Below are 17,361 nucleotides of genomic sequence, written 5' to 3' on the forward strand. Positions count from 1 at the left end.
TATGAATAAGCATAAGCCTTTAATTTCTAAAATTTAGAGAATTGATATGAAATTCATCGTAGATCAGCAGGTAGAAGACATCGAGCTGCCTGAGAATCTGAGATTAAACACTTTTTTACAGGAATTTCATCAAGATTGTCCTCATCCAGAGTGTAATTTTGGATTTTATGGATTTGCGTTTGGCCAATCGCCATTTCATGTGCCACAGATAATGCAAACTGCATTACAGAAAAATTCCGATAAAGGAAAATATGCACCGGTACCAGGAATTGAGGAACTGCGTGAGGCAATAGCCACTTACAATAAACATTATTTTGGAATGGATATTGACCCAAAGAGAGTATATGTCGGGCCAGGTACCAAAGAACTAATCTTTAATCTCTTTGAAATTCTTCACGGCACTGTAATTCTACCAACACCTGCATGGATAGGGTATCTCCCACAGATTAGATTCTTAAAGAAAAATTATCACATGCTGCCAACAAAGTCTAGCAGAAAGATCAATGCAGATGACCTAAAGAAATTAGCATTAAGGTTACACGATAGACAAAAGATACTCATACTAAATAACCCCAATAATCCAACAGGCCTCTTATACTCTAGATTAGAGTTAGAAGAGATTGCAGATATCTGCAGAGAGCAAAACATCACTGTAATCTCTGATGAAATTTATGCACAGACAACATATGACATGAAAGAATTTGTCAGTATGGGAAAAATCTATCCAGAAGGAACATTTGTTACCAATGGATTATCAAAATCTCATGCAGCCGGTGGATACAGACTAGGTTATGTGATATTTCCCCAATATGTGACTGAATTAAAACAGCAATTCAAGAAAATTCTTGCAACAGAGTATACTGCAGTATCTACACCAATACAACATGCAGCAGTAGCAGGTTTTGAGATAAGCAAAGAGATGGATGAATATTTTGAGATAACAAGACGTATTCATGAAATCATGGGTGAGTATACCTATAATGCAGTTACCGCCATTGATGGCGTAAAAGCAACTAAACCCGAAGCAACATTCTATCTTTTGGCAAACTTTAATCACTATTCATCCGAGTTGGCAGGCTCTAAAATTCAAGTTTCACAAAGATTTGCAGAATCATTAATCCAACATCCATATCACACTGCAATAGTGGGAGGAGACAGCCTTGTTTTGGAAAGAACCGACTTTAGTGCAAGAATGGCATTTGTAGATTATGACGGTACAAAGGCATTTGAAAATTATAAAAACAATAAACCAAAAACTGCCTCAGATAAACTAGAATTTGTAAAAACCAATGCCCCAAGAATCGTAGCAGGAATCAAAATGATTGACCTGTATTTTCAACACATCAAAAAGAATGCATCATCAAAAATTGAATGCAAATTTGATTCATTAAGAGTACCTGGATAAATGAGTGTAAATTACACATCAAATTTTCAAAATACTCTTGATAAAATAATTACAACCAAAAAATGATCTTTTGCCAACCACCTTCTTAAACAGGTCATCTACAAAAGTTTCATAGTGGATAACAAGAAGATAGACGTTCAACAGGCAATACTGTTAATTCAAAATATCATAGCAAATAATCAAGGAGATATCGGACGATTAAATTTTATCATAGAATCGCTAAAAAATAAGAAAAGGCTATACAAATCTGATCAAAACTATATTGAAAAAAAGATCAATGGCACATTAAGTTACAAAAAACTAGAACAAAAAAATAAAAATTTTGATTTACAGAAACAGATTAAATTTCTCATCAATAACAAACAGGGTGACCCAGGAAGATTACATTATATTTTAGAAACTATAAAAAAAGAAAAAAATCTCTTTAAAACAGATCAAACGTATCTAGAAAATAAACTCAAAATAATAAAGCAAAAAAAAGTAATTGAAAATAAGCAAATCTATCCAGAGGAAAATTCAACATACAAAATAATCACACAAGAAAACACAAAAAGAACATTTGAAGAACAAGTTGAGATTCAGAAGTTAAAACAAGAGTTAGAAATATCAAAAAACTCAAATGATGAATTAAAAGAGAAGCTAAATGATGCAATTAACAAAATATCCAATTTGCAAAAAATAATCGAAGATAAAAATCTGGAAATAGTCACAAAGAATCAAAAAATAGACACACTGAGACAGGAGATATCCAAGATAAAATTAGTAAGTAATAATCCCGAATTAAAAGAGATAACAAATCAGATTAATTCAGAAAATGAAAAGATATCCAACCAAGATATCTTACACGATAAAATCAAGCAACATAAAGAGAAACTAAATCAACTAATCAAGTATAGAAAAGAATACGAAGAAAAAATCCTCAAGGCAAAAGAAGATATCAACAAACAGCTTTTATCAGAAAATAAAAAGATCAGAGCCCACGATAAATTAGTAGAGGAATTAGTTCATTCACAAAAACAGCTAGAACAGAGCAAGGTAGAACAAGAGATAATCCTTGAGCAAATTAAAAAGGAACAGACAAGGTTGCTAAGGGACATGTCTGACCAACAAAAAAGCCTGGATGAGTCCAAGGCAGAATTTGATAAAACATTGAGCGACCCCAAAAAGGATTAACATTTCCTCAGATCAGTAACAACAATGTGTTCTAATCGGACGATCAGTACCAGTATGATTCAAAGCTAGTCTTTTAATAAAGAAAAAAATTATTTGATTTATGATAAGGGCAGTAATCGTAGATGACGATAAAGAAACTGTGATGCTCTTTAGTGAATTATTACAGAGTAATGATATCGAAGTTGTAGGTACGGGGTACAATGGACAAGACGCTACCTTTCTTTATCAGAAACTAAAGCCAGACGTGGTATTCTTGGATGTAAACATGCCCGTTTATGATGGAATTTATGGATTAAAGAGAATCAGAGAGATGAGCAATGAAGCTGTAGTAATCATTACAACAAACAAAATGACAATTAGCAGTCAACTTGCATTAAACAAGCTAAAACCATCAGCTATAATTCGAGAACCAATAGACATTGATGAGATTCTCAGAACGGTCAATCAGCTATGTGCACCATCATTGGATTCGGAACAAAACATGAAGCAGACAATTGTAACTTTAGCATTAAAAAATACGTTACTGGAACTAGGGGTCCAAGAATATGACAAGGTGATTTCATTGCTACAAAAGGATCACAATGCAACACTGGATGATTGTTATCAAAATCCAGAATACCTCAAACAGACATTACAGGATTTATTTGGAAATTCATATCATGATATTTTGATATCTCTAAATAACAACATGAAGGAGATTTCAAATCAACAAGATATCAAAGATTTTCTTCAGGTTTTAGAAAATTAGTTATTTCTTTAATCGTTTAATCTCATTAGTTACTAGTGGCAAAAATGCACCAATGTCAGATACTATTCCCAATGCTTGCCAGGTTCCCCTATCCATTAATTTAGTAACAGTTGGTTGACTGATGTCGACTACAATCACCTTTACATCTGCAGGTAACATGTTTCCAGTTGCAATAGAATGTAACATAGTTGAGATCATCATAACCATGTTTGCATCTTTTAGAACTTCTTTGTATCTTCGTTGTGCCAAAGCAATATCGGTTATTACATCCGGCAATGGCCCATCATCTCTTATTGAACCTGCAAGGACAAATGGAATTTTCTTTTTCACACATTCATACATGATTCCTCGTCGAAGTTTTTTAGTTTTGACCATATTGGAAATAGAACCTGCCTTGAATACTGCATTAATGGTATCCATATGGTTTCTATGTCCCCTAACTGCGAGAGTTCCATCAGAAACATTCATTCCCAATGACGTACCCAATGTTGCATATTCTATATCGTGAACAGCCAAAGCGTTTCCTGCCAACACGCCATCGACGTATCCTTTACGGATTAACTCTGCAAGAGAATCAGCAGCGCCAGTATGAACAATAGCTGGGCCACCTACGACAACAATCTTTCCTCCATTTTTTTTAATCTTGATAATGTCTTCAGCTACTCTTCGTGCAATATGTTGAGTAGGTCTTTCACTTGAGCTGCTACTTCCCATAAACTCAAAGACGTTGATTCCTTCTCTAGGTCTCTCAGGAGGGGTGACCTTAATCCCAGATTCCCCAACCACTATCTTGTCTCCTTTTTTGACGTCTCTAATTGGGACACAAAATGCCCTATTGCCTTTTACAACAATACATTTGTCCATCATCATGTTTTCTACAACTATCCACTGATTTTTGTAAAATAGGCTAGTTCGATTGTTGGTCGTACTGTAAAAGTTCTCTGGCATAACCATACTCTTTGGAGCAGGTTTTACCTTGATCTCTTTTTGGGTTTTGGAAGTAGCACCCTCTCGATAAACTAGATCTAAAATTTTATCCAAATGTTTTTGATTTTTTCCTTTAACAGATAGTAATGCATAGCTTTCATCCTTCTTTTTCTTACCAATGTCTATTGTCAGCACCTCAAACTCGCCATTAACATCCATTATTTTATCAAAAATCTTTGTAAGGATTGAAGAGTCTATTAGATGTCCACGAACTTCAATTTCTTGCCTATATTTTGTCATTTATTATAAAAAGCCTAGGCGATAACTAAAGGTTTACTGTGAAAAATTTGATTTATTGGTAAATGGGCAGAATATATCAAAATTTGTTGTTCACCATGGACAGCAGATTCCTTAACTTAATTTTATGACATAGAGTCATAATGCAAATTACAAACGCAGAGAAACTAGAAGATATTAGAGAAAACGAGGTTATTCGGATTTCAAAAGAGTATCCAAAGCCGAAGATCCTAGATAACATAACAGTTAGAGCAAAAACAAAGGGACTAGACATGAATTTTGCATCTAGAAGAAAATGGGGCGAAGTAAAAGGAGAGGTAACTCATCAATATTTGAAGTTTGTAAACGCACATCTGCTTGAAAGACTGGAACATATTAACAAAATGAAGGAGATAAAAAACAGTCTAGATTCGGAGATAGAACTACTCCAAACTAACGAGATTACAAATTTAATGATCTTTCCAGACATATCAATTAACGAATTAAATCAAAACGAGATAACAGAATTATCAGAATATATGAAATTACAAAAACAGATTGCAGAGTCAAAGATTGATTATTACAAAAATAAAATCAAATCTGCAAATGAAGAGCTCCAAGAAAGAGAGTGGCAACTACAAGAAATAGACAAAAAACAATCAAATAGTGAAACTGAGCCTGAAAGAATCGTCAAAGAAGAATTAAATTCATTATTAAAAAAATATGGCATCAAAGAGCTAACTTATGCTATTGATGTGATCACATCTACAAAGAGAAAAAGAAATCAGACTAAACTGGAAGAGTGACCTTGCCCTTATACTCGGGTACGGAATCTTTTTCAAACATTTTGATTAACTCGTCTCTTTGTTCTTTTGAAACTCCTTGAACCAGTGCTTTAGTAATTCCATTTTTATCTACAATACTTACAATATAGCCACTGGTATCTGTCAAGACGAATCCTGAGGATTCATCAACTATTGCATAAAGATTCTCTTGACCTACGGGTTCCCAGACATTTGTTTTATTATCAATTAATGCCAATGCGGGCATTGCCTTGCCATTAGTCAAGGAGTTGAGGTATTCCCTAGACTGTGCAACTCTTTTTTGTCCCAGTCTTAAGGCAGAAAAGTATTGCATAGTTGTTTAACTATGAGTAATTATAAAAATCATGACTCAAAAGATTGTTATAATTAGTTAAAATCTGAACTGTCATGCCACTAACAAACAATGTAATTATAAAATTAAATGAGATTACAACAATTGTAGAAAATAAAGAATCCATACAGCAATCAGAAGTTGAAGAAATAAAAAAAATATTCAAAGAACTTTTACAGTCCGGAGAAAGATACGATTCTGAAGAGATAGAATCATGGTTTGAAAATGAGGGATCATGGAAAAATAAAGTCATTAGAGTGCGAATTGCAAATTTATCCCATTATGTTCAAAGCAAGTATGAACAACTAGATAAATTCCGAGTGATTTCAGATAATCCAGATTCTTGTGGTTGCGGAAACTAGGTTTCTAATTGCTTTAGCAATCTAGTAACGATTTTGGCATTTTCAGTTCTTTCTTTGAGTATTTCTTCCAATCTTTTATTTTGTGACATTTTATTCTTTGAAGCGATGATTTGAAAGTATTCATCATCAAGATCATTATTTGCTTGTAATCTCTTGATTATTTCAAATAAAATACCAATTACCTGTTTTTGGGCTTCAATTAATTCATCTTTTTCATCGGTCAACTTGAATAATTATTCTTCATATAACATGTTATTCAAAATTTCTTTTAGTTTGGGGTTTGTTATGTATGGCATTGAGGAATTCAAAAATTCCTGAATTAGTTTTTTGTTTGTATGTTTAGAATATTGGATAGCTTGAATGGCCATTTCAAACTTGTCAATTTCGTGAACTATTAGTGATTCACTAGAAGATTTGTTTAGGTATTCTTTCCAAATTTCAAAATACTCCTTACTTAGTGAATCAGGTAGCTCTTGTAGGATGGCTTTGATAGTATTTTCTTCTAGTTCATTCTTGTTGATTTTGGAAGCCTGTTCTGGGGTCAAATCCCCCGTTACAGATTCTGCTAAATCATGCAGTAAGGTCATTTTGATCATTTTGGTAGTATCAATTTTTAAAAAATCCCCGAGAAACATAGCAATTACAGCCATAGAGTATGAATGGTCTGCAACAGATTCTGGATTAGTAAGATTAAGTTTGTCTATCCATCCCTGTCTAGGTATCGTTTTTAGATTTAAAACATGCCGAAAAAATTTTGAAAGCAATTTAGTATTTTCTGGTATCGCCTTCAAGTAAACCAGACCCGTGATGAATTCTATCAATGTGCTTTGAAAGATCTTCTTTGTTTTCAAAAACAGAGTCACAGTAAGGACAAGCCTTTGAGGTCATACCTCAGAATCAAAATTACTTTATATTAAACGATTCGAACGAAATAATATCACCATTTTAAAATAAATCATATGAAAATTTATACAAAAACAGGCGACGATGGCACCACAGGACTTCAAAGTGGACCAAGAGTTTCTAAAACAGATTCACGGATAAAGGCATATGGAATAGTTGATGAAATCAACTCAATACTCGGAATTACCTTAACATACGATTTACAAGAAGATATCAAAAAAATTCTTACCAGGATTCAGAATGAGTTGTTTGTTCTAGGATCTGATTTATCCAATCCAGATTTGAGTCATAAAAAAAATCGAATCAGTAAGGAAATGGTATCGAATTTAGAGCAAGATATTGATAGATTAGAAGAGAATCTCCCGGCATTAACAAATTTCATTTTACCAGGCGGAAATCGTGCTGCATCACAAATACATTTTTCCCGGACGGTGACAAGACGAGCAGAAATACAAACAGTTGAGTTGGCAGAAAATCAAGAAATCAATAAACTCTGTATAACGTACCTTAATCGTCTATCAGATCTATTGTTTGTAATAGGCAGAACGATTAACAAACAAAATAATGTTTCAGATGTAATTTGGTCATCTGGAAAAGATACGCTTTAATGCCGCAGCTTAAAAAGGACGAATGTGCCAGGGTAGCTCAGCCCGGGAGAGCACTCGGCTGAAGACCGAGCTGTCGCGCGTTCAAATCCCGCCCCTGGCACCAAATCTCGGATCCTGCACAATATTTAATAACATCACATCCTCTTGTTTTTCCGACATTCATGGTTGAAAAAAAATCTAAAAAGACATCTGCAAAAAAAACAAAGACTGAAACAAAATCTGCTAAAAAATCCAAACCTGCTAAAGCCCAATCAAAATCCAAAAAAACAAAAAACAAAGAAGAGCCTATTGAAGATTCAGGTTTAGTAATTGTAGAAGATGATTTGCAAATTGATAAGGAAAAAGAAAATGAAGAGAGAAGAGCATACCTAGAAGAAGCTCGTTCCCAAGAATCATTTGATGATTAAGTAATCTTTATCCAGTATGAGCATATTTAGATAATATGCGTGCATTATGTCTAGTCACAGTTAAACCCGGTAAAGTAGACATAGTTGTACAAGTACTAAAAAAGAAAAGAAAAATTGTAAAACAGATTATGGTGGTTACCGGAAGAGCAGATATTTGCACGTTACTTCAGGGAAGCATGGATGAGATAAATAACATGGTCATTGATTTTAAAAAAGTTAAAGAGATTGTCACAACAGAAACCCTAATCGAAGTCGAGGTGAATTTAGGTTGGTGAGAGCAGTAATCCTAGTGAAATCACCAAAAAAGCTTATTGCAGCCAGATTACGAAAAATAAAGTCAATCTACGATTCGTTTCCGGTCAGTGGACAATTTGATGCAGTTGCCTTTGTTGAAGTTAGTGATCTTGTAAAAATTAAACAAATTACCACAGAAATTCAAAAGATTTCTGGGGTAGAGCGAACTGAAACAATGATTGAAGTACAATAACAAAAAGCATTTAACGCTCAGGAGTACAGATAATACGTGAACGTAAAGAAGGTAGGAAATGTCATTTTAGCTGTTAAAGACATTGACAAATCCTTAGAATTCTATCATGACAAGATTGGATTACCTATAAAACGCCAAAGAAGATCTTGGGTAGATCTTGGCAGCACTGGGGCAATTTTGAGCCTTCATCCGGCATCACTCACAGCAGAACACATTGGAAGTTCTATTGAAAACGGGATAACCATAGGCTTTCTTGTGGGCGATGTTAAATCAGCAGTTGAAGAATTGCGTAGTAAAGGAGTTAAAATCCACAGAGAAATTGTTGAAAGAGAAGCTGGAAAAAATGCCATAGTTTTAGATCCCGATGATTATCTGGTATCATTATTTGAGCCAAACTTTGGAGACAAAGATCAACAAACTGGCGGATACCACGGATTTACACCAGCTTAAATAATTTTTTTAATTTTTAAAATTAGTTTGTCAGGAGTCTTTTCTTTGTTATCTATAGAGACATAAAATGTAATCTTATTTTTTTGTAAAAGAATTATCGATACCTTTGCATGTTTTAAAACAACATACTCAAGGTTTCCTACTGCAGATGCTGCATTCTGTCTCAAAGTGATTAGTGTTGACATTATGAAAAATTCATTTTTGACTTGTTCAGATTTTAAAAGTGGTTTAATTCCAGGCTTTACCATTCCAGTTAATGTTCTCCCGTATTCATTGATGACACCAGCATATCTGATATTGTCTGATACTTTCATGATATTCTGACATTGTTTTCTTAATTTTAGAATCGTGTCATTCCACTTGTCTTGAGGGGTTTTTACCACATTTCTTCTTTGAGTGGAAATTATTAAGCATATTGCCAAAAAGATATCAAATATTGAAAAAATAGTTTGATGTGTCAGTGGATTCTATCAAAATAAAGATACATGTTCTTGTAAATTCACAAGCCAGAAATTATTTAGAGAGTCAAGAAAGATTGTTCATATCATCACTTTTAAAAAATTTAGAAAATGACTGTAAAATCAAAGAAAAGGAGATTCAGTATTTTCAAGAAATCTATAACAAATATAGAAAATATTTTTCTTAATGATTCGATTTAGATTGATTTACTTTTTCTAATTGTTTTTTTAATTCCTGATTTTCTTTTTGTAATTTGGAGTTTTCGGTTTGTAATGTCTCAATAGAGTTTTCTCTAGAGTATAGAGGGTGTCCAGGTGGAACAATTCCAGGATTGTTCATCTGCAATAAGCCTAGTGCCATATTATGATACATTTGTCGAAAATCTTCCAATTTAGGATTTAGAGATGTTCCGTGTTTTGTAAATTGTTTTTTGAATTCTGGTCGAATTGGAGATATTGGGTGTGTCAATCCAGGAGGAATTCTTGGAAAGTGGAGTGCAGGTAAATTATTTGGCCCCATTCCATATAGATTCATCATATGTTGAGTAATGTAATAATCCATGTTCAACAAGAATCAGAGGGCTATTTTTGCTTTATTATTGATTTTTACATATACCAAGAGGTGAAGAAGCTGTCATTTTTGCTCAAATCGAGCTGATCGCTGATCCTTATACCCCATGATATTTTGATCGCTGATACAATATGTCAGAAAATATCACAAAGACATGTATGAGATGCAAAAGGAAAATTGTCGAAAAAGATTTGCATAAAATTGTTATTTATGTGGTTAATGAAAAATTTACAGAGCACCACTACGAACACATAGAATGTCCAGATAGATTTACAGTCTAGTTGTGATGCTGATATACTTTGTAAATATTTCCAGTGGTTCTACTTCTGTATCTCCACTCGTGATTTTTCCATATCACTTCACTGAAAAACTTTTGAGAAGCTGGATGGATTCTTAAGTACACATCATCACCAATTAAAATTTGATTTGGTTTAGCAAGTGATTGTATTTTTGCAGCAATATTCATTGGAGGACCCATCAAGTCTACTCGTGATTTCTTTTCGTCTGCACCATATCGAATTACTATGTTTTTTCCAAAGTCAATCCCAATCTTTACTTTAAGATCGGGATAATCATATTGATTCAAAATTGGATTGATTCCTTTTTCTATAACAGTGATAATTGATTTTGCGCAGTTTATTGCATTATCAGATGCTCGAAGAGAGTTATCTTCTGCAACAAAATAACCAATAACTGCATCACCGACAAATTTTAACACATATCCATCATATTGCCTAATGACAAAGGCCATCTCTTGAGCAAAAGAGCTAATTATTATTGCAAGTTTGTCTTCTGGCATCTCCAGAGTCATGGTAGTAGAACCCACTAAATCCACATACAAAACAACCATGTCTATTCTAGAAAACACATGTTTTCTCAAAAATGCATCAGATTCATCAGGACTGCCTGAATACTCATATCCTTTCTTTAATGCAGCCCAAACTCTCTTTTGAGTTTCTTTGATCAAAGTTTCAGAATCTACTACTAGCTCATTTTTTTTGCTAAGAAGCATATCAACTACATTTGGAGAACCTTGTTCTGATTCATCGGAATTTTGTTCATCATGTTCTTTTTTTGACATAAACTATCACCTATTCTAGTGGAAAATCCACGCCACAGATAGGGCATCTGCCTCGTTTTCCCTTATATTTATCATTGAAATATTGAACAATTTCAGCATTACAATTCCAACATACAATTTTTTCAATCTCCAATAATGAGTTACAGTGATTTTTCTATTTAAAACAATGTTCTTGAAAGATTTAATGTAGTATACACTATAGGATCATAATGAGGCTAGGGAATAGATCAAATGACGAATTTATTCAATCATTAAACCGAACTAATGAACAAATTCAGAATTCATTTTTACAGATTATTAAAGAATTAACCAATACAGTAAAAATCAAAGTTATGCTTGGAGATAGCACCATAACCGAACAATCAACATTTGATCCTAAAAAGATAAGTGACTTTTACAAAAAAATTACCGAAAGTCTTGAAAATTGGCAAATTCAAGATATATCAATATCAAATAATGAAGATGTTAGAAGAATATTTACAAAATTCGAAACAAAGATTGGAAATTATATAATTTCAGGGCACTTATCCATACAATTTCACGTTTTATTGTACTATAGACCGGATAATCGAGTAATAAAGATCCAAAAGGAGCTTGCAGATTTGATAGACAATACAAAGGATAAAGAAATTCAGCTTTCGGAGATGGGCGATGAATTTGTATTATCAAAACTAAAAGAAATGGGATATACTAATTTAACACATCAGAATTTATTTGAAATTTTTTATGACAATGATGAATTAAGAGAGAAGATCTACAATGAAGTTGAAGGAAAGACAGATGTGAATTTCAAAGAATTGTCTAATAAAAAGACCCAATTATTTAATGAATTGGATAGTTTCTTATTAGAAACATATCAAACATCTCCAGTTTTAATTGATGATACAAAATTAATTGCCGGAGAAGAAGGTTGTCTCTGTACATTTGATTTGGAATTTGTAAAAAATAATGTTAAAGAAGGATTATTTGATCCAAAAAAAATTTCAGAGAAAACTAAACAAGATATTTTTCAAACACTTGAACAGTTTTTACAAATTATATCCAAAAATTAATTTACACCAAATTATTTAAAATACTATTATCGGAGGATCAGCAAACTGAGGCGAGGTTTCCTCAAAGGGGAGAGCTGATCCTCACGACTTGATCTGATCGGTTTGCTCAAAGTATAAAAGATTTTCTTAGAATATCAATAAAATTTGAAAAAATATGCATGTAATATGAGAACAAGTAAAATATAGATGATTTAAGCGAATAGTTTTCATGAATCCATCATATGAAGAAATTCAAAAAGCAGATTCTATGCGGGGTTCAGACATTAGAAAAACACCATTAACATTTTCACCAACTTTTAGTTCTATGACAGGAGCAGAAATTTATCTAAAATCAGAGTTTCAACAAAAAACAGGTTCGTTTAAAATTAGAGGCGCATATTATAAAATCAAATCATTAAGTGAAGATGAAAAGAAAAATGGAGTGATTGCTGCATCTGCAGGAAATCATGCACAAGGAGTTGCATTTGCTGCATATAGAGAGAAAATTTCATGCACAATAGTTATGCCAAAAAATGCATCGCCAGCTAAAGTAGCTGCAACCATAGGATATGGCGCTAAAGTTGTTTTAGAAGGTGCAAATTATGACGAAGCTTGGAAGAAGGCTCAAGAAATTTCAAAGCAAACAGGTGCAAAAATCATCCATGCATTTGATGATCCTCAAATTATTGCTGCCCAAGGAGTCATAGGATTGGAGATTTTAGAAGACCTACCAGACGTAGATGAAGTTTATGTTCCCATAGGAGGAGGAGGTCTAGCGGCTGGAACATTAATCGCAATAAAATCAAAGAATCCAAAAGTAAAGGTGATTGGAGTTCAATCAGAATCATTTCCAGCTATGAAAGAATCAGTGAATAATGGAAAGATTGTAGCCAAAGGAGGAGATAGAACAATTGCAGATGGTATTTCAGTAAAAAATCCAGGCGAGTTAACATATTCAATTATCAAAGAATTGATTGATGATATCGTACTAGTTAATGACGCTGAGATTATCAAGGCAATGTTTTTGCTAATGGAGAGAGCAAAAATTGTTGTAGAGCCAGCAGGAGCAGTTGGGCTAGCATATCTGTTACATAATAAACCATCACCTGGAAAAAAAATTGTAACAATTTTAGCTGGGGGTAATGTTGACATGTATCTTTTGGGTCAAATTGTAGACAAAGGTCTTGCCGCAGTAGGGAGATTATTAAAAATGTCAATCTTGCTACCGGACAGACCAGGAGCTCTAAAAGAAGTAGTTGATGAAATTACATCTGCAAATGCAAACATTGTGGAAGTGGTACATGATAGATTAAGTTCTGCCATCAATGCTGGTTCTGCCGGAGTAATACTTAGTTTGGAAACTCAGGGAAAAGATAGCGCTGACAAACTAATTGATCATCTAAAAAGAAAGAATATTCAATTTAAATTAATGACCTGATTGCTTGAATTTTTTCTTAACAAATTTACTCAGTCCGTGTTTTTTTAATTCATCAGATTCCTTTAGAACAGATTTGTATTGATCAATTTTATGATTTTTCAATTTTATAGCTAAATCAGGAAATTGGTTTGAAAGGATTTTCATAGAGTAAATTGCAGCATTTGCAGATTTATTCACACCTACACTTACCACAGGAGAACCAGTAGGCATTTCAGATATCGATAATAATGAATCTAGACCGCCAAATGCTGAAAACTTGCTTTTTTCAGATTTATGGTCGTTTTTATCATTATACACTAAGATTGGAACCCCAATGACGGGAATAATAGTATGCGATGCTATCATTCCTGGAAGATGAGCAGCACCTCCAGCCCCTGCAATAATTACTTTAAAGCCACTTTTTTCAGCATGCTCAGCATATTCTACTAATCTGGTAGGGGTTCTGTGTGCAGAGACAATTTGGTCTTCGTGTTTTACACCAAATTTATCCAAAATTTCAGCCGCATTATGCATTATTCTGCTATCCGAGCTAGAACCCATAATGATGCCTACGAGTGGTTTTTTACTATAGCTCACAAATCAGAAAGGCGATTTTGATGTTATTATCTATACTGCCGGGAAACTATCTAGCCATATAGATCATAATTTTTTACCTTTGAACACCCATAGGCATTAAAAAAACTGAAAATCTATGCCTAATTTTTACTAAAAAATCAATTTTACGCCTATTTTGATCGTATATCCGATCAGTCTAATCAAAAGATCTTAACCTTGGCACAATATTAGGATCTCAATATCGATCAGAAATTAACAATGGCTGAAAAACAGATTACGATTTTTGATAATACCGAATCGCTTCATCAGGATTATAAAATCAAAGTGGATGAACTACAAGAAAATCTGATCAAATTCAACTTAACCCCGAATCAATCAAAAGTTTACATATTTTTAGGAAAGTATGGGTCAAAAACTGCTCCTGAAGTTTGTAAAGCATTAAAAATCGCAAGAACTGAAACATATCATCTCTTATCGACGCTCCAAAGCAGAGGGATAGTTTCTGCAACATTTGAACATCCTATAAAATTTTCAGCGTTACCAGTAGACAAAGCGATGAAGACTCTAGTAAACTCAGAAAAAGAGCGAATTAAGAGTTTAGAAGAACAAGAAAAAGACATCATGAACATATGGGATAAAATCCCAAATTTTCTTTCTGACGAGTCAGATAATCATGAAGATAAATTTCAAATGTTACAAGGAATTAACCCAATTAAGAGTAAATTAATTGAAATGCTCGATACTACAGAACATGAAATTCTTTTAGTAGGTTCAGAAAAAGATCATCTTAGACTATACCATTCTAATGATTTTAATAAAATTAATAAGAAAAATATTAACATAAAAATTTTAACAACATGCACTGATAAAACGACATATGTTTTTGATGAAATAAAAAATAAAGAATTAAAACAAATTTCTAAACATATGGATAAAAAAACATGTTTTGTTATAAAAGATAAAAAAGAAATCATATTCTATACCAAAAATAATCACGATAGACCAGATGATTCATCAGCTATGTGGACGGATTCTACTGCAATGATTTCTTCAATGGAATTATTATTTGAATTCATGTGGAAGTCATCTAAACTAATCTAGCACCAGACAACATTAACTATTTTTAGTCGATAGATCAAGAAAATAATGATGGCCATAATTCTTGGAATCATAGGAGGAGGACAACTTGGAATGATGCTGACAGAAGCTGCAAAAAACATTCCCGAAAAAATCTCCAAGGTAATTGTATTAGATCCTACTGAGAATTGTCCAGCATCTATTGCAGGTGCTGAACAAATAATTGCAGATTTCAAAGATGAAAACGCCATTAAAGAGTTGGCAGAAAAGTCAGATGTTTTGACATATGAAATAGAGTCAGGAAATAGTGATGTCCTAAAATCTTTAGAGTCTAAAGTAATTATCAATCCTTCACCAGATACGCTAAAAGTTATTCAAGATAAATATACTCAAAAATCATTTTTACGTCAAAATGAACTTCCAGTAGGGGATTTTATCAAGATAGAATCAAAAGAGGATTTAGTCCATAATTTGGAAAAATTTGGTTTTCCAGCATTGTTAAAAATCAGAAGGGATGCATATGATGGGAGAGGAAATTTCAAAATAAACAACAAAAATGAAATTCAAAATGCAATTAGTTACTTTGATGGAAAACCCACATACCTAGAAAAATTTGTTGATTACAAAATGGAAGTATCTGTAATTGCAGCAAGAAACACACATGGTGAGATCAAAACATTTCCAGTAGTTGAAAATATTCATGAAGATAATATTTTGAAAATGACAATAGCACCAGCTAGAGTATCAGAAAAAATATCACAAAAAGCAAGTGAAATTGCAATTAAAACAATGGACGTACTAAAGGGCGCAGGTGTTTTTGGAATAGAGATGTTTGTAACAAAAGATGATTCAATCCTAATTAATGAAATTGCACCTCGAGTACATAATTCTGGTCACCACACATTACAATCTAGTAAAACATCACAATTTGAACAACATTTGAAAGCAATTTTAGGCTCAGAGTTAGGAGATACAGATTTAATTTATCAAACAGTAATGTGCAATATTTTAGGACCTAAAAATTTTCAGGGAGAGTACAAGCCAGTAAAAATTTCTCAAAAAAATATTTTTTTGAAAATGTATAATAAATTAGAATCAAAACCCCAACGGAAGATGGGTCATTTTAACATGGTAGATTTCCAAAATAATGAAACAATTACTAATATGATAGAAAAGGTTGAAGAAATTAGTGAAGAATTGACCCTACAACCAATTGATGGATAAAATGTCAGTTCAAAAAATTACATACTAGGGGAAATAACCATCCAATTAATCATTAGTTTGGGAAAAATGGTCATAACGACAAACAACAACCAACAAAAACCACAAAAAATTCAGACGATTTTTGAATGGAGGCAAACAAAATGAGTACAGAATCAAATCTGGCTACAGAATTGTCATATTTTGGATTGGATGAAACCGATTCAAAGATGTACTTGGGCCTACTAAGAATAGGTTCATTGACTGTAGGTAAGATTTCGACAAAATTAGAAATTGACAGAGGTAAGGCATATCGTTCTCTTAACAAATTAAGAGACATGGGTTTGATTACAACTACATTTTCTAATCCAACAATTTGCGAAGCAGTAACACCATCAGATGCACTGACATCAGTAATTCAAAGAAAAGAAGATGAAGTAACAACCATGCAAAAGCTCTCACGAAAAATTATTACAGAGTTAAAAGAACTCAAACGTCCAGAGGAGATTTCAGAAGTTTCTTCAATATCCATAGTACAAGGACGTTCCAACATCTACTCCAGAATTGGAAAAATGATACAAGAGTCATCAAAAACTATCTACATAATGACTACCGCAGAAGATGTACTGAGAATGTATCACACGGCAATTCCTGAGAAGATAAAACTTTGTAAGAAGAACGGAGGAACAGTCAAAGTTCTCACATATGCAGAAAGTGACAACATCATACCACTGATTGACAGACTAGGCGCACATGAGACGAGGATAGGAAAACTACCATCCAAAAGCAGAGTCATAGTTGAAGAGAAAGGACAACTCATCATGTCAGGATCCATTAAGGAAACAATGGATCTAAATGAAGACACAGACTCTATTCTATATACAAATTCTGCAGAGATGATAAACAATATGCACAGTCTTTGTCAACATCTATGGAAGAAAGCAAAGCCACTAAAAGTTCTGAATGCCTAATGGTAGATCTTTTGAAAACTACCTCAAATTTTTATTATTTTCGTATTAAGTTCAGTTTATTTCTTCGCACAAGCTTGT

At 33.1% G+C, this 17,361-nt stretch carries 24 protein-coding genes and 1 tRNA gene; 16 read left to right on the top strand and 9 right to left on the bottom strand.

Features of this window, described 5'->3' with window-relative positions:
* Positions 1 to 46: 46 nt before the first annotated feature.
* The 3 genes from C6988_RS05970 (at position 47) to C6988_RS05980 (ending at position 3,326) form a co-directional block, all read left to right on the top strand.
* Positions 47 to 1,405 (top strand): pyridoxal phosphate-dependent aminotransferase, encoded by a 1,359-nt coding sequence (locus tag C6988_RS05970; protein WP_182134150.1) that lies wholly within the window; start codon positions 47 to 49, stop codon positions 1,403 to 1,405.
* A gap of 114 nt (positions 1,406 to 1,519) precedes the next feature.
* Complete coding sequence (locus C6988_RS05975) at positions 1,520 to 2,578, top strand: coiled-coil domain-containing protein (protein WP_182134151.1); 1,059 nt, start codon at positions 1,520 to 1,522, stop codon at positions 2,576 to 2,578.
* Positions 2,579 to 2,678: 100 nt separating this feature from the next.
* Entirely contained in the window at positions 2,679 to 3,326 is a 648-nt protein-coding gene (locus C6988_RS05980; RefSeq protein ID WP_182134152.1) for a response regulator, read from the top strand.
* Here the strand turns inward: C6988_RS05980 and C6988_RS05985 are convergent, their stop codons facing one another.
* Positions 3,327 to 4,553: an ornithine cyclodeaminase, nickel-pincer nucleotide-dependent gene (locus C6988_RS05985; protein WP_182134153.1), complete on the bottom strand. Its 1,227-nt coding sequence runs from the start codon at positions 4,551 to 4,553 to the stop codon at positions 3,327 to 3,329.
* A 140-nt stretch (positions 4,554 to 4,693) separates the two neighbouring features.
* Here C6988_RS05985 and C6988_RS05990 point away from each other — a divergent pair, with 140 nt between their 5' ends.
* Positions 4,694 to 5,335 carry a hypothetical protein gene (locus C6988_RS05990; protein WP_182134154.1) on the top strand — a complete coding sequence of 214 codons (642 nt, stop codon included), beginning with the start codon at positions 4,694 to 4,696 and terminating at the stop codon, positions 5,333 to 5,335.
* Here C6988_RS05990 and C6988_RS05995 read toward each other — a convergent pair.
* Positions 5,319 to 5,666, bottom strand: coding sequence for a hypothetical protein (locus C6988_RS05995; protein WP_182134155.1), 348 nt, complete (start codon positions 5,664 to 5,666; stop codon positions 5,319 to 5,321). The two genes, C6988_RS05990 and C6988_RS05995, sit on opposite strands and share 17 nt — an antisense overlap.
* Before the next feature lie 74 nt (positions 5,667 to 5,740).
* Between C6988_RS05995 and C6988_RS06000 the strand changes: the two genes are divergently transcribed.
* Entirely contained in the window at positions 5,741 to 6,046 is a 306-nt protein-coding gene (locus C6988_RS06000) for a hypothetical protein (RefSeq protein WP_182134156.1), read from the top strand.
* Here C6988_RS06000 and C6988_RS06005 read toward each other — a convergent pair.
* The 3 genes from C6988_RS06005 to C6988_RS11185 are packed head-to-tail and all read right to left on the bottom strand — an operon-like array spanning position 6,043 to position 6,934.
* Positions 6,043 to 6,270 carry a hydrolase gene (locus C6988_RS06005; RefSeq protein WP_182134157.1) on the bottom strand — a complete coding sequence of 76 codons (228 nt, stop codon included), beginning with the start codon at positions 6,268 to 6,270 and terminating at the stop codon, positions 6,043 to 6,045. The genes C6988_RS06000 and C6988_RS06005 overlap by 4 nt on opposite strands.
* Before the next feature lie 9 nt (positions 6,271 to 6,279).
* Entirely contained in the window at positions 6,280 to 6,867 is a 588-nt protein-coding gene (locus tag C6988_RS06010) for an HD domain-containing protein (RefSeq protein WP_255464446.1), read from the bottom strand.
* Positions 6,812 to 6,934, bottom strand: a complete 123-nt coding sequence (locus C6988_RS11185; RefSeq protein ID WP_255464451.1) for a hypothetical protein — start codon at positions 6,932 to 6,934, stop codon at positions 6,812 to 6,814. Before C6988_RS11185 ends, C6988_RS06010 begins: the two co-directional genes overlap by 56 nt.
* A 71-nt stretch (positions 6,935 to 7,005) precedes the next feature.
* On the opposite strand from C6988_RS11185, the gene C6988_RS06015 reads away from it, so the two are divergent.
* The 6 genes from C6988_RS06015 (at position 7,006) to C6988_RS06040 (ending at position 8,901) form a co-directional block, all read left to right on the top strand.
* Positions 7,006 to 7,557 carry a cob(I)yrinic acid a,c-diamide adenosyltransferase gene (locus C6988_RS06015; RefSeq protein ID WP_182134159.1) on the top strand — a complete coding sequence of 184 codons (552 nt, stop codon included), beginning with the start codon at positions 7,006 to 7,008 and terminating at the stop codon, positions 7,555 to 7,557.
* 26 nt (positions 7,558 to 7,583) lie between these two features.
* Positions 7,584 to 7,660: transfer RNA gene (locus C6988_RS06020), tRNA-Phe, on the top strand.
* A gap of 58 nt (positions 7,661 to 7,718) precedes the next feature.
* Positions 7,719 to 7,964: a hypothetical protein gene (locus C6988_RS06025; protein ID WP_182134160.1), complete on the top strand. Its 246-nt coding sequence runs from the start codon at positions 7,719 to 7,721 to the stop codon at positions 7,962 to 7,964.
* A gap of 35 nt (positions 7,965 to 7,999) precedes the next feature.
* On the top strand, positions 8,000 to 8,239 hold the full coding sequence (locus C6988_RS06030) for a hypothetical protein (protein ID WP_182134161.1): 240 nt from the start codon (positions 8,000 to 8,002) through the stop codon (positions 8,237 to 8,239).
* Positions 8,236 to 8,451 (top strand): Lrp/AsnC ligand binding domain-containing protein, encoded by a 216-nt coding sequence (locus tag C6988_RS06035; protein ID WP_255464303.1) that lies wholly within the window; start codon positions 8,236 to 8,238, stop codon positions 8,449 to 8,451. Before C6988_RS06030 ends, C6988_RS06035 begins: the two co-directional genes overlap by 4 nt.
* Before the next feature lie 36 nt (positions 8,452 to 8,487).
* Complete coding sequence (locus C6988_RS06040; protein ID WP_182134163.1) at positions 8,488 to 8,901, top strand: VOC family protein; 414 nt, start codon at positions 8,488 to 8,490, stop codon at positions 8,899 to 8,901.
* Here the strand turns inward: C6988_RS06040 and C6988_RS06045 are convergent.
* The 3 genes from C6988_RS06045 to C6988_RS06055 form a co-directional block, all read right to left on the bottom strand.
* Entirely contained in the window at positions 8,898 to 9,284 is a 387-nt protein-coding gene (locus tag C6988_RS06045; RefSeq protein ID WP_182134164.1) for a hypothetical protein, read from the bottom strand. The genes C6988_RS06040 and C6988_RS06045 overlap by 4 nt on opposite strands.
* A gap of 259 nt (positions 9,285 to 9,543) precedes the next feature.
* Complete coding sequence (locus C6988_RS06050; protein ID WP_182134165.1) at positions 9,544 to 9,921, bottom strand: FtsB/FtsL family cell division protein; 378 nt, start codon at positions 9,919 to 9,921, stop codon at positions 9,544 to 9,546.
* 286 nt (positions 9,922 to 10,207) lie between these two features.
* Positions 10,208 to 11,011 carry an adenylate/guanylate cyclase domain-containing protein gene (locus tag C6988_RS06055; RefSeq protein WP_182134166.1) on the bottom strand — a complete coding sequence of 268 codons (804 nt, stop codon included), beginning with the start codon at positions 11,009 to 11,011 and terminating at the stop codon, positions 10,208 to 10,210.
* A 332-nt stretch (positions 11,012 to 11,343) separates the two neighbouring features.
* Here C6988_RS06055 and C6988_RS06060 point away from each other — a divergent pair, with 332 nt between their 5' ends.
* Both C6988_RS06060 and ilvA read left to right on the top strand, forming a co-directional pair.
* The gene (locus tag C6988_RS06060) at positions 11,344 to 12,063 is read left to right on the top strand and encodes a hypothetical protein (RefSeq protein ID WP_255464304.1); all 720 of its coding nucleotides are present in this window, start codon (positions 11,344 to 11,346) and stop codon (positions 12,061 to 12,063) included.
* Between the two features lie 208 nt (positions 12,064 to 12,271).
* A complete protein-coding gene (gene ilvA / locus C6988_RS06065) occupies positions 12,272 to 13,480 on the top strand; it encodes a threonine ammonia-lyase (RefSeq protein WP_182134168.1) in 1,209 nt (402 codons plus the stop codon).
* On the opposite strand, the gene purE is transcribed toward ilvA, so the two are convergent.
* Positions 13,469 to 14,020 (bottom strand): 5-(carboxyamino)imidazole ribonucleotide mutase, encoded by a 552-nt coding sequence (purE, locus tag C6988_RS06070; RefSeq protein WP_255464305.1) that lies wholly within the window; start codon positions 14,018 to 14,020, stop codon positions 13,469 to 13,471. The two genes, ilvA and purE, sit on opposite strands and share 12 nt — an antisense overlap.
* A gap of 273 nt (positions 14,021 to 14,293) precedes the next feature.
* Here purE and C6988_RS06075 point away from each other — a divergent pair, with 273 nt between their 5' ends.
* From C6988_RS06075 to C6988_RS06085, 3 genes are all read left to right on the top strand, one after another.
* Positions 14,294 to 15,136, top strand: a complete 843-nt coding sequence (locus tag C6988_RS06075) for a TrmB family transcriptional regulator (RefSeq protein WP_182134170.1) — start codon at positions 14,294 to 14,296, stop codon at positions 15,134 to 15,136.
* Between the two features lie 48 nt (positions 15,137 to 15,184).
* Positions 15,185 to 16,336, top strand: coding sequence for a 5-(carboxyamino)imidazole ribonucleotide synthase (locus C6988_RS06080; RefSeq protein ID WP_182134171.1), 1,152 nt, complete (start codon positions 15,185 to 15,187; stop codon positions 16,334 to 16,336).
* Between the two features lie 140 nt (positions 16,337 to 16,476).
* Positions 16,477 to 17,283 carry a TrmB family transcriptional regulator gene (locus tag C6988_RS06085; RefSeq protein WP_182134172.1) on the top strand — a complete coding sequence of 269 codons (807 nt, stop codon included), beginning with the start codon at positions 16,477 to 16,479 and terminating at the stop codon, positions 17,281 to 17,283.
* The last annotated feature ends 78 nt before the right edge of the window (positions 17,284 to 17,361 follow it).

The sequence above is a fragment of the Nitrosopumilus sp. b1 genome, assembly GCF_014078545.1.
GTDB lineage: Archaea > Thermoproteota > Nitrososphaeria > Nitrososphaerales > Nitrosopumilaceae > PXYB01.